Source organism: Romboutsia sp. 1001713B170131_170501_G6 (assembly GCF_015668195.1).
In the GTDB taxonomy this organism is placed as follows: domain Bacteria; phylum Bacillota; class Clostridia; order Peptostreptococcales; family Peptostreptococcaceae; genus Romboutsia_C.
The window spans coordinates 16574-30430 of record NZ_JADPFC010000006.1; the positions used below are offsets into that span (position 1 = coordinate 16574).

11 protein-coding genes are annotated in these 13857 nt (G+C 27.8%); 1 reads left to right on the plus strand and 10 read right to left on the minus strand.

The window, feature by feature from the left end:
- Positions 1-18: 18 nt before the first annotated feature.
- The 3 genes from I4U89_RS12320 to I4U89_RS12330 form a co-directional block, all read right to left on the minus strand.
- Positions 19-516, minus strand: a complete 498-nt coding sequence (locus I4U89_RS12320; RefSeq protein ID WP_195940650.1) for a metallophosphoesterase family protein — start codon at positions 514-516, stop codon at positions 19-21.
- Between the two features lie 126 nt (positions 517-642).
- On the minus strand, positions 643-906 hold the full coding sequence (locus I4U89_RS12325; protein ID WP_195940651.1) for a hypothetical protein: 264 nt from the start codon (positions 904-906) through the stop codon (positions 643-645).
- 54 nt (positions 907-960) lie between these two features.
- On the minus strand, positions 961-2763 hold the full coding sequence (locus tag I4U89_RS12330) for an HD domain-containing phosphohydrolase (protein WP_243279212.1): 1803 nt from the start codon (positions 2761-2763) through the stop codon (positions 961-963).
- 280 nt (positions 2764-3043) lie between these two features.
- On the opposite strand from I4U89_RS12330, the gene I4U89_RS12335 reads away from it, so the two are divergent.
- Complete coding sequence (locus tag I4U89_RS12335; protein ID WP_195940652.1) at positions 3044-3319, plus strand: hypothetical protein; 276 nt, start codon at positions 3044-3046, stop codon at positions 3317-3319.
- A gap of 97 nt (positions 3320-3416) precedes the next feature.
- On the opposite strand, the gene I4U89_RS12340 is transcribed toward I4U89_RS12335, so the two are convergent.
- The 7 genes from I4U89_RS12340 to I4U89_RS12370 form a co-directional block, all read right to left on the minus strand.
- The gene (locus I4U89_RS12340) at positions 3417-4787 is read right to left on the minus strand and encodes an MATE family efflux transporter (RefSeq protein WP_195940653.1); all 1371 of its coding nucleotides are present in this window, start codon (positions 4785-4787) and stop codon (positions 3417-3419) included.
- 210 nt (positions 4788-4997) lie between these two features.
- On the minus strand, positions 4998-5318 hold the full coding sequence (locus I4U89_RS12345) for a hypothetical protein (RefSeq protein ID WP_195940654.1): 321 nt from the start codon (positions 5316-5318) through the stop codon (positions 4998-5000).
- Positions 5319-5427: 109 nt separating this feature from the next.
- Complete coding sequence (locus I4U89_RS12350; RefSeq protein WP_195940655.1) at positions 5428-6834, minus strand: DUF4179 domain-containing protein; 1407 nt, start codon at positions 6832-6834, stop codon at positions 5428-5430.
- A complete protein-coding gene (locus I4U89_RS12355) occupies positions 6827-7402 on the minus strand; it encodes a sigma-70 family RNA polymerase sigma factor (RefSeq protein WP_243279213.1) in 576 nt (191 codons plus the stop codon). Before I4U89_RS12355 ends, I4U89_RS12350 begins: the two co-directional genes overlap by 8 nt.
- Before the next feature lie 376 nt (positions 7403-7778).
- A complete protein-coding gene (locus I4U89_RS12360; RefSeq protein ID WP_195940656.1) occupies positions 7779-9311 on the minus strand; it encodes a DUF5643 domain-containing protein in 1533 nt (510 codons plus the stop codon).
- A complete protein-coding gene (locus tag I4U89_RS12365; RefSeq protein ID WP_195940657.1) occupies positions 9311-9829 on the minus strand; it encodes a sigma-70 family RNA polymerase sigma factor in 519 nt (172 codons plus the stop codon). The genes I4U89_RS12360 and I4U89_RS12365 overlap by 1 nt, the downstream gene beginning before the upstream one ends.
- Before the next feature lie 149 nt (positions 9830-9978).
- Positions 9979-13767, minus strand: coding sequence for a phosphoribosylformylglycinamidine synthase (locus tag I4U89_RS12370; RefSeq protein ID WP_195940658.1), 3789 nt, complete (start codon positions 13765-13767; stop codon positions 9979-9981).
- Positions 13768-13857 lie beyond the last annotated feature (90 nt).

Consider the following 13857-nt stretch of genomic DNA (forward strand, 5'->3'; position numbering starts at 1 on the left):
AGTTTTTTTAATCTATTTTTAGATATTTATAATCTCTACATATATATCTTCAAATTTTATTAATTCATTATCTATTTTATTTATAACTTCTTCATTAACGTCTATATATAATTTCACCATAGTAGTAGGTAGTTTAAACCTTTTCGGTCCTACTGATCCTGGGTTTATATATATTGTATTTCTTTCTTTAGTTATAGATAATTTATGGGAATGGCCATATATAATGATATCAAAATCCTGATTATTTAAGTCTATATCTTTATCTCTTATATTATGTATTAAATATATTTTTTTACCTAATACATTTAATATTTCTTTTTTCTTGATATCCAAACTTTCTATATCTTTATCGCAATTACCTATTACTACCTTTACTTTAGCTATACTTTCTAAATCTTTAAGTAATTTTATATTTCCTATATCACCTGCATGAATTATAAGATTGCAATCTTTTAAGTTAGCTAACACTTCTTTTCTCAAAAGTCCATGTGTATCTGATATAACTCCAACAATCATTATATTATCTCCTATATATTTATATCTTATATAATAAACCTTTTTTGTATATTTTAAAATAAGCTAGCAGAAATTATCTACTAGCTTACTTTAGATTATTATTTGATAATATTTGTATCTAAATACTCATAATATAAATTTATTTGTATCACCACAAGTGCTTTCAATTGTAACTACATCTAGCCCTTTATACTCCTTAAATAACCACTTTATATCCTTCATGACTTGATTTACTTGATTGCTACTCAAGTTATTTATAAAATACTCTTTTCTCATATCCTTATAACTCTTATCTGTTAAAAAGTTCCTGATTACTGTAAATGCAAATACATTTGGTACGCTACTTTCTGTACCTTTTTTGTGTCCTTTTCTTCTTGTATACATTCTCATTTTATACTCCTCCAAGACATATTAACCTTAATTAAAGTATATATATCTTAGACTTTATGTATTACTAGATTTTTCTTTACTTATTATATCTATAAATATATCTGTAATCTTAGGGTCAAATTGAGTACCTCTACAATGCATCATTTCTTTTATAGCATCTTCTTTATTTTTTACTATATTATATCCTCTATCACTAGTCATAGCATCATAGGAGTCCACTATATTTACTATCCTAGCCATAATAGGAATTTCTTCTCCTTTAAGGCCCAATGGATACCCTTTACCATCATATCTTTCGTGATGCGCGAGAATACCTATAGCAACATGTGATAGTTCACTTGATGTTTGAAGTATTCTGTACCCTTTTTCTGTGTGAGATTTTATTATATTAAATTCTTCTTCAGTTAATTTTCCTTTTTTTAAGAGTATCTCTTCACTAATCCCTATTTTTCCTATATCATGTAACTTTGTTACTAGCTCTAATTCATCTAATTGAGCAGTTGTAAATCCTAGCCTTTTTCCTATTTTAATCGCATAATTTGTTAGCCTTTGAGTATGTTGTTCGGTTTCTAATTTTTTTTCTTGAAGGGATTTATTTAATGAAAATATTATGGAACTTCTTACGCTTTTAGAATTTAAAAACTTTTGTCTATATAACTTTTCTTCTGCTTCTTGGAGATTTGTATAAATATCTTCACCTAAACAATTTTTTATAGATGATCCTAAAGAAATACTCATATCAATAAGATTAAAGTCACATTTTTCACATTCGTCAATTATTTTAGATATTGCTTCTTCACATTTTTGTTCATCACAATTTGGCATAAGTATAACAAATTCATCGCCACCCCACCTAAATATGAAGTCTTCCTCTCTAGTTACACTTTTTAATATCTTGGCCATTTCCTTTAATAATCTGTCTCCTTCAAGATGACCAAATGTATCATTTATAACTTTTAGACCATTAACATCTCCCATTATAACTCCTATAGGAAGATGTTCAATATTATTTAATTCTTCTTTTTTCTCCTCAAAACAAGCTCTATTGTATACCCCGGTTAAGCTATCGGTAAAACTAAGTTTCATTAGTTTTTCTTTAAGTTCTATTTTTTCAGTAACATCACTAGATATACCTACTATTCCCCATACTTGATCTTGTTCATCTATAACTGGTACTTTTATAGTTTCTTCTATTCTTTCTCTCCCATCAGGACATTTGATTCTTCGCTCAATAACTTTCATTTTTTTACTTTCTATTATTGCTTTATCTTCTTCCATAAATCCTCTAGCTACTTCTTCAGATACAGTTTGGGTTTCAATATCATTCTTCCCTATCATGCTTTCTATTCCTAATGCATAATAATGTTCTTTCCATTTTTTATTATACCCTATATATTTACTGTCTCTATCTTTATAGAAAATGTATTGTGGCAATGTATCTATTATTGTTCTTAATATATTTTCTCTCTCTTCTAATTTACTTTGCTTTTCCTTTAAAGGTGTTATATCTATTAATATACCAATTACACCTATCATTTCTTCGTATTCATTTATATAAGGAGTAACATAACACTGTCTAAATTTACCATTTATACACACTTCAAAATTTTTAGGCTTTTTAGTTATAATTACAGACTTAAAGTCTTCATTACATATATAATTATTGCTACATTCTAAGCATTTGTTATTTATTACACTTATATCTTCATTATTTCTAAAGTTGTATATATGTTTAAATGCCTTGTTCACGGCAATTAATTTCCCATCTAAATTTTTTATCCATATTGGAAATGGTATATTATCCATTATTATATTATTACTAGTTTGTGTATCTTCTTTCTCGGTTTTAAATAACATTAACCCTCTCCCCCTGTTTATTACTACCTAAATAATATTATAAAATAATGATTTTTATATTTCCACATATATTAAATATATTAGATCATAAAAATATTTTACATTTTATATATTTCCTAACTCCCTTTAGGTCAAACATGTTATCTCTTTATCGCTTATTTAAAAATGGGTATTCTTAATTGTTTTTATACTAAATTTTATGAATAAAAATTTTGTATCCTTAATAGTATTAATTAAAGGTAAACAAGCCTAAGATTATTATCGATATAAGGAGGATACTATGTTAAATGTATTTGATAGAGATTTAAATGAAAAAACTAAATCTATAAGAAGTAAAGGGTATATTCCAGGTGTTATATATGGAAATAAATTAGATAGAAGCATACCTATTTCAGTATACAAAACAGATTTTACTAGATTAATAGATTCTAAAAATCATAATGGTTGTATTCAACTAAATCTAAATAATCAAGTATACAAATGTATTATTACAGATGTTCAGATAGATAGTGTGAAAGATTTATTCTTACATATAGACTTTAAAGAAGCAAAATAAAATATAAAAAAGGAGAGTGAAACTCTCCTTTTTTATATTTTAACATTAGTATCTGTCAATCAATATTCTTTTATATATTCAATTATATTTACTACAATTACATTATTTGTTCTAAACTAGAATTTTGATCATTAGATGACTTGTGCTTTTTATATTTCTCAATTGTTAAAATCATACATAGTATAGTTAACGTAATTAGTTCAGCTAAAGGTAGTGATAAGAAAACTCCTCTAACACCTATTATTGGAGGTAAAATCATTGTTAATACAAACTGAAACAAAAATCCCCTTCCTACTGACAATATGTTAGCATATATATTTTTTCCTATGGCTTGATAATATCCACTCATTGCAAATATGACACCTATGACAGGGCTTCCTAAACAATATATTAATATTTCGTTATATGCAAATTCTATATTTTCACTACTTATTCCAAAGATTTGTATAAGTTCTCTTCCAAATGAATTAATTCCTATGTATACTAATGTTCCACCTATTGCACATATACCAATAGTTATATATAATAATTGTCTCATTCTCTTTATTTTGTTCGCTCCATAATGATATCCTATAAGAGGTTGTAGTCCTTGAGATATACCCATGCAAGTATTAACTAAGAAACAATTAATATAAGTTGCAACTGTATATATAGCAACATCTACCGTAGTTCCATATAAGTACATTGTTTTATTTTGAACAAATAATATTATTCCGTATGATAACTGTATTGCAAAACTTACAAATCCTATTTTAAGTATTTCTTTTAATATACTTACATCTATTTTTAAATACTCTTTCTTAATCTTTATATTAGCGTTTCCTTTTACAAAGTAGTATAGTGATACAACTGTTGATATAAATATACTAGCACTAGTTGCCATAGCAGCACCCTTAACCCCATATCCAAGTTTCATAACAAGCACCCAGTCTAATATGATATTACAAATAGCACCTATTCCTATCATCATCATTGATAACTGTGGTCTACCATCTGCTCTTACTATTGGATTTAGTGCTGTTGAAAACAAATATGGTATGGTTATTAAGTAAATTACACTATAATATTCTCTTGCATTTTCTATAGTATCTTTTTCTGCCCCTAACATCTTAAGTATAGGCTCTCTAAACATAAACCCTAAAATCATAATTATTGCGCCTATTAGTACTATAGATGTTACAGATGTTCCTAAACACTTTTGAGCACTTTCTTTATCTTGTTTTCCAATATGTATGGCAATTATGCTACTTGACCCAATCCCTATCATAAGGCCTGTTCCAACTATAACAGTTACAGCTGGCCAAACTATATTAACGCTTGCAAGACCTACCTCTCCCACTCCCTGACCTACAAATATACCATCTACCATAGTATAAATAGTATTTAGTACAACACCAATAACTGATGCAATTACAAACTTTGCCCATACTTTATGTATTGGTACGTTTAGAACTTGTTCTATTTTCATCTCCTTATTTTTATCCCCCTTTAATTTCACCATAAATAGCTACAGATAAGGCTATTTATAGTCTATTTCTCTAGCTTGAACATTATTTAATTTTCAGTTTCCTTTGCATATTATAGCACCTTATTATACAGATTGATAGAATGTTTTTAAACTGTAATAATTTTATTTTTTACCAATATTAACATGGTATTTATATATAGTTTTACAAATTTAAAATAAAAAAATCATAGAGATTTTTATGTTCTCTACGATTTTTTTATATTCTATATAGATATTAAATTGTTCCATTAATTTATTATTTCTTTTTATAAGTTCATCTAATTCACTTGGACTTAATTCTTTATTAGACAATAATGCTATATCTACTATCTGATTACAAATTAACTCTACTTGTTCTTTCTTACTTTCATTATCTTTTAATGTAATAAGATTTTTGATTATAGAACTATTGTTGTTTATAACTAATGTTTTCTCTTCTTCAAAATCCATACCAAAGTTCATTCCTGCAAATTGAGATTTCATCTCTGCCATTCTTCTACTTTGTTTAGATATTAATATAATAGCTGGAGTTTAAATTATTTAGTTAATCTTACATAGAAAAATAAAAGCTACTCATTTTTATAAAGTAGCCTTTATATTTCTATTTATTATTATCTTTTTCTAAATCTATTTTTATTTGCTTATCATATAATAGTCTCATAGAATTTTGTGTAAAAGTAGATACTTTGCTTATATTTCTTATATCATCTAAATTATTATCGTGTCCTTCAAGGTCCAGTATTGTTGTGTATCTACCTGTTCTTCTATCTATTGATTCTTTTATAGTGCTACTTATATTTAATTCTTTTCCATCTTTATCAAAGAACCACAATTGAGCATAACGTGGTTCTACACCATCTTTATAGTAAGTATATCTTATTTCTTTATCTGTAATCTGGATATCTTCTACAATTAGTTTTCCATGTTCACTAGTTTCAAATACTATTGGTAATTTATCTATACTTTGTGGTTCTAAATCGTAATTTTCTATTGTTTCATCATATGATATAGGAACTAATGTCAATGATTTTGTATTTTTATCTGCCTTTAAAAATTCATATGAGTTAGTTGCTATCCCAGTTTCTGGGTTCGGTCCACTACCTCCTTTATCTACTACATCCAATGATTTTCCATCTTGATCAAATAACGCAAATGAATTTCCTAACATAGGACTCCAATCATCAAAAGTTTTAGTGCTCTTTTCATTTATAACTATTTTATTTGCAAGTGGAGATATTATTACTTTTTCTATATTTATATTATGGTTTACGTCTACTTTTTTCCCGTCATAGTCATAAGTACTATTTACTATAAAGTCTTTATTTATATCATAATTATATGTTTCTTCAATAGCTCTAGATTTATCTACCTTAGTAAATATACTCCAATTCCCTTTAGTTCCAAATATTTCATCAATTCGTAGCTCAATCTCAGTATTATTAGGTATCTCAATATTGCTTACATCTATTTTTCTCATACCTTTTAATTCATTGTCAGATACATATGTAGCTTCTTGCTCTATTATTTCTCCTTCTATTACATCTTTACCGTCTATATATAGCTTTTCTATAGGATTTGCAAAATATGCTTCTTTATACGATTTGTCTATTTCTTTTATATTCTTATCAGTTTTTACTGTATGGAAGATAGTAATATAATTATCATCTACCGATATACTGTTTATTGTAAACTCTATTCCTTTATCTTCTACAGTTAAATTTAAATCTACTCCTGTTTTTTCTAAATCTTTTTTATCTGACTCATATAAAGACTCTTTATTATCATAGAAATAATTTAATATGTTTTTTATTATAGGTATAGAATCAGCTATAGAAGGATTCATTATGCCCACTCCAATTATTCCAGTTCCTATAGCAAGTATTGTAATTGATGCTATTCCTAGTTCTTTATATTTTCTTCTTTTATTATAATCAATACCTCTCTTAATTGCATTTTTAGTTACTTCATCTATATTGCTTGGAATTTTTATATCATCAAATTTACTCATTATTTTCCTCCTTCAATATATCGTATAACTTCTTTTTACCTCTTCTTATGTATGATTTTACTGTATTTTCATTACACTCCATAACTTCTGCAATCTGAGATGTTGTTAAATCTTGAAAGTATTGAAGTATTATAGGTGTTTTATATTTTTCATCTAATGAATCTATTGCATCATATAAATCTATATTTTCTTCTATGCTCGAATAAGATATTTCCCCTATGTAGTCTTCAACTTCCTCATCTTGAAATTTACTATAATGCCTATTTTTCATATTTACATTGTTTATAAGTATTTTAGTTATCCAAGTCTTAAATAGATTTTGATTCCTAAGTTTGGAAATATTTATATATGCTTTATATACAGTTTCTTGATAAATATCTAATGCATCATGCTCATTTTTAGTATACAAAAATGCTGTTTTATAAAGATATTCTTTGTACATATTTATTATTTTTTCAAAAGACTCATCACAACCACTTTGAGCTTGTTCTATTAGTTTGTACTCATTATATTCTCTTTGTTTTTTATTAAAAAATTTAATCTTTTTCATAGCTATATTTTCAATCATTTTACCCTCCCCCGTAATCATGATCACATATATTAGATGAATGAGGTGTTTATATAGTTGCAAAATTTTTTATTTTTTAATTAATATTTTCATACTATTCGTGACAGTATTAATTTTATACTTTTAATATAAACTATTTATTAACTCATTCCTTTTATAATCAATAAAAAATTCGCTTCGCTTAAGCCACTGCGTGGGCGCTACACTTCATATCGCCAACGACTTCGTCCATTGGTTAAAATATCTTTTTTACGCTATACAAACTGATTGGTATTTCTTAACTGCAATAGTTACCCATAGTTTTTTAAGTATCATAATTTCCTTAAGCGTAAAAAAGAGAAAGCATATTTTACTTTACACTTTCTCTTGTAATCTATTATTTTAAATTAATATTCATAGTATGACCGGAGTTTAAATTAATTTCTTTTTGAATAGGTACTGCTAATTTATATTTTTTATTAACGTCTATTTTATCAATTATAAATGTAGCTAGTCCACTTGCATAATGTGTATCTTTTGCATTATTCCAATGGCTATTCGATGGCCATTTTCCCTTATGTGTTACATATATTCCACTATAAATATCTCTCATATCTTCATCAAATAACACTACTTGACTTAAAACATTGTAATCTCCATTCACTTTTAGCATTATAGTTGTGTTTTTATCATTTACAGTTATATCTTTTATCGTGACGCTTGTTCCATCTCCTGTATTAATACTTTTTCCTATCAATTCATCAATAGTATAGAATTTTTTTTCTTTATCTATGTTTAAATTATAGCTAATTTTTTCTCCTTCATATTTGTGTGCAGGTTTTGCATCCACATTTAAATCTCTTTTTTCAACAGGTCTAGAAACTATTATATCTTCTACTTCACTACCTTCATCCATTGTAGTAGTCATCTTGATTATATCTTGACCATGAATTTTGCTCGGTATAGATTGTTCATCAGTGTAAGGAGTTATTTTTAAACTTTCAATATTAGATAAATCATCATAAATTGCTATTGTGAAATTCCATGCTTTTTCATCTGTATGACCATCTATCTGAGCATTTCTATATGCTTTACCATTATTATCTACTATTTTATATGAAGCAAATACCCACTTATCAGATATATTCTCATCTGCTGTCAATTTTATATAACTAGCTAGTGGCGTTACTTCTATACTCTCTAAAGTCATAGTTTTACCGTCTAACTCTATTTCATCTTTTATGTTAATTCTCTTTATAGATTCTACCTTATCTGTTTTAAAAGAAAAATCCCAATTTCCTTTTAACTCTTTTATATCATTACTTTTCCATTCATTTGACTGTATTTCTAAACCTTGTAATTTTATATATACATCTACATTATCTTCTAGTTTTATATCTCCTACATCGGCAGTTACTACTAAGCTAGCCTTATTATCATCTATTTTTCTTATATGTGCTCCCCAGCCTACAATATTTTTATTATCCCCTATACTAACTTCTAAATTTGCATATAAGTTATGTTCTAGGTCACTTTCTTCGTATTGCTTAAAAAAATCACTTTCAATTATCATATTGGCAATAAATTGATAGTTATCTAATGTACTATTTTCTAGTGTTACAATGGCTTTGCCATCAGAAATTACTATGTTATTTTTTTTACTTTCATGTTTTAATTTATTGCTATATGATTTTGGTAAAACACTTTCTACAAAGTCTATTATGGCACTTTCTATATTAGGAAATGCTTGTACTACTACTGGGAAAGTTAATCCCAAACTTATCCCACCAATTACCACTACACTTGCCACTCTTTTTATTATCATAGAACTATTTCTTATTTTCATTGGTTTTTCTTGTCTACCTTTTTCTATTCCTCTTGAAACTGCTTGATTTAACTTTTCTTTAGGTATATTTATATTATTTTTCATTATATATTTTCCTCCCCAACTAATGATCTCAATCTTTTTAAACCTCTGTTTAAATAAGTTTTTGTAGTTCCTATTGGTATACCCAACTTATTAGATATTTCATTTAAAGTTAAATCATCAAAATATTTAAGCTCTATTACCTTTTTATGTTTTTCTTCAAGCTCATCTAAAACATTGATTACATCTAGCTTTTGGTCTATATCTATTTCTTTATCAGGCCCTTCAATTTGATTTTGTTCTTCTAAGTATGTAACTTTTTTATTTTTATTTATTGTATTTATAGATATATTTATAAGTATTCTTGTTATCCAAGTATCGAAATATTTAGCCTTCTTAAGTGTATCTATTGATATATAAGCTTTATATACTGTCTCTTGAACTATATCTAGAGTATCTTGTTCATTTTTTACATATGAATATGCTATTGTATATAGATTGTCTTTTATGTCATCAATTATTTCTATAAAAGCTTTTTCATCTCCCCTTATAGCCCTTTTTACTTTTAATTCCTTTAGCATTTATTTACTCCTTTTTAGTATTTGGTAATTACCTTTACACTAATTAGACAATTCATTATACTATATGGTTTCATTTTTTATAATTTAATTATTTTAAATTTAAATTAAAATAGACTATCTAAAAACTTAGATAGTCTATTTTCTATATTTTATTTAAAGTAATTTACTCCACTTTCAAATATTCTTTGTTCTTTTTCTCCTAATATATTTTTCATTACATGGTTGCCAACTCTTTCAGAGTGACTCATCTTACCAAGTATTCTTCCATCAATACTAGTTATTCCTTCTACTGCATAGAATGAACCATTTGGATTAAACTCTATATCATAAGTAGGATTATTGTCAAAATCTACATACTGAGTAGCTATTTGTCCATTAGCTATTAGTTCTTTCATAACTTCTTCACTAGCTACAAACTTACCTTCTCCATGAGATATTGCTATACTATGAGTATCTCCTACTTCTGTTCCTGATAACCAAGGAGACTTGTTTGATGCTATTCTTGTTCTTACAACTTTAGCTTGATGTCTTCCTATATTATTATAAGTAAGTGTTGGTGCATCTACTAATGTATCCCTTATTTCACCATATGGTACTAACCCAAGTTTTATAAGTGCTTGGAATCCATTACATATTCCTAGCATTAATCCATCTTGTTTAGTTAAAAATTCATTTACAGCTTCTTTTACTTTTTCATTTCTAAACACTGTTGCTATAAACTTACCAGAACCATCTGGCTCATCACCTGCACTAAAGCCTCCAGGTAACATTATTATTTGAGACTTTCCTATTTCTTTTACTATTGTATCAATAGATTCTTCTATATCATTGTATGTTAAGTTTCTAAATACTTCTATATTTGCTTTCGCTCCAACTTTTTCAAATGCTCTAGCTGAATCATATTCACAGTTTGTTCCTGGGAATGTAGGTATAAATACTCTTGGTTTAGCAATTGTTATAGAAGATTTTTTACCTTCACCTTGAGATATAAAGTTTATAGTTTCTACTTTGTCTTTTATATTTAATGACTTTGTTGAGAATATAGGCTCTAGGGTGTCACAATGAGCTTTATATAATTCATCTAAGCATATTTCTTCATTTTCAATAAATATTTTTTCTTCTTCTATTGTTGTACCTAGGACTATATAGTCATATCCTTCTAATATACTTAAATCATTTTTGGACAATTCAAGAACTATATTTCCATATCCCGTTTCAAATAGGTTAGTAACTCCTTGTTCAAACTTAAATCCTACCTTATTACCAAATGCCATCTTACTTATAGCTTCACCTACTCCACCATATCCTAGTGCATATGTTGATAACACCTGCTTATTGTGTATAAGTTCTGTTACTTTATTTAAGTTTTTCTTTAATAAATCAAAGTTAATCACACCGTTATCTAGTTTGTCTGTGTATAACATAACAACTTGTGAATTACTTTTCTTAAACTCTGAAGATACTACTTTTTCTGCATCCACAGTATCAACAGCAAATGATACTAATGTTGGTGGTACATCTATATCTTTGAATGTTCCAGACATACTGTCCTTGCCACCTATTGCAGGTATTTCTAGTCTATTTTGAGCATAATATGCTCCTAAAAGTGCTGCAAATGGTTTGCCCCATTTAGTTGGGTCATCCCCAAGTTTTTCGAAATATTCTTGTAAAGTAAGCCTAATCGAACTATAGTTACCCCCAATAGCCACAACTTTACACACAGATTCTACTACTGCATATAATGCACCATGGAATGGACTCCATTTTCCTATCTTTGGATTGTATCCATAAGTCATTATAGTTGATGTATTAGTTTCTCCACCAAATACAGGTATTTTTGCTACCATCCCTTGAGCTGGTGTTGCTTGGTGCTTTCCTCCAAATGGCATTAAAACTGTATTTGAACCTATTGTGTTATCAAATCTTTCAACTAGTCCTTTTTGTGAGCATACATTTAAATCTGATAATACATTTATAAATCTTTCTTTTATGCTTATATCTTCATTTTTTATACTTCTGAAATATGGATTTTCTTCGTCCACTTTGTCTACATGTACTTTTGTAGTCTGTTTAACCCCATTAGTTTCTAGGAAGTTTCTACTTATATTTACTATCGCTTTGTCATTCCAGAACATTCTCATATATCCACTGTCTGTAACTGTAGCTACATGAGTAGCCTCTAAGTTTTCTTTTCTTGCTAATTCTATAAATCTTTTTTTATTTTTAGCTTCAACAACTACTGCCATACGTTCTTGAGACTCTGATATAGCTATTTCAGTACCGTCAAGTCCATCATATTTTTTAGGAACTAAATCTAAATTAATATCTATACTATCTGCAACCTCTCCTATAGCAACACAAACTCCACCAGCTCCAAAGTCGTTACATCTTTTTATCATTTGAGCAACTTCTTTATTTCTAAAGAACCTTTGTATCTTTCTTTCGTTTGGAGCATCTCCTTTTTGAACCTCTGCACTACAAGTAGTTAAAGATTTTTCACTATGCTCTTTAGATGAACCAGTTGCTCCTCCACATCCATCTCTTCCTGTCTTTCCTCCAAGAAGTATTACTATATCTCCACCTTTAGGAATTTCTCTAATTACATTTTCCTTTGGAACTGCTGCTATAACTGCGCCTATTTCCATTCTTTTAGCAACAAAATCTTCATCATAAACTTCAGCAACTTGACCTGTTGTTAATCCTATTTGATTACCATAAGAACTGTATCCATGAGCTGCTTCCGTAGTTATTTTTCTTTGCATAAGCTTTCCAGGTAGTGTATTTTCTAAAGTTGTTCTAGGGTCTGCACTTCCTGTAACACGCATTGCTTGATATACATAGCTTCTTCCTGATAATGGGTCTCTTATTGCTCCACCTAGGCAAGTAGCTGCGCCTCCAAAAGGTTCTATCTCTGTTGGATGGTTGTGTGTTTCATTTTTAAACATTACTAAGTATGGCTCGACTTTCCCATTTATCTCAACATCTACATTTATGCTGCAAGCATTTATTTCTTCACTTACATCTAAATCTTCTAACTTCCCATCTTTTCTTAATTCTTTCATGGCTATTGTCGCTATATCCATTAGACATATATCTTTTTGTCTATCTACATAAACCTTATTTCTTGAATTAAGATACATATCATAAGCTTCTTTTACTATATCTGTATATTTACCATCTTCTATTTTTACATCTTCTATTTCTGTCATAAAAGTAGTATGTCTACAATGGTCTGACCAATAGGTATCTAATACTTTTATTTCTGTTATGGTTGGATTTCTTTTTTCTGTATCTCTAAAATAGTTTTGTATATGTTCTAAATCACCTAATGTCATTGCTAAGCCATTACTATTTAAAAACTCTTTTAATCCATCTATTTTTAATTCTATAAATCCATTTAGTACTTCTACGTCTGTTGGTATTTCACTTTCTATTTTTAATGATTCTGGCTTTTCTAATGATGCCTCTCTACTATCTACAGGATTTATACAATATTCTTTTATTCTATTAAAATTTTCATCACTTATATTTCCACTAAGTATATATACTTTAGCTGTATTTATAGTTGGTCTTATTCCTTGATTGACTATTTGAATACATTGACTTGCCCAATCCCCTCTTTGATCATACTGCCCTGGTAAATATTCTATAGCAAATATTCTTTCCTTTGTTTCATCACTATTTGTAACATCTAATGTTTCATGATAAACAATATCTAAATTTGGCTCTGAGAATACTGTTTGAGATGCTTTTTTATATACTTCATAATCTATTCCTTCTATATCATATCTATTTAAAATTCTTATACTTTCTATTCCCTTTATATGTAAGCTTTCTATTAAATCCTTTTTTAAAGCTTTAGCTTCAAGATCGAATCCTGGTCTTTTTTCTACAAATATTCTTCTAACACTTGACTCTAAACTTATAGTATTTAACATATCTTATCTCCCTTTTATAAAATTAAATTTTGACTCCATTGAGTAATTCATTAACACATTATTCAAATCTTATTTTTTCTTAAAATTTAA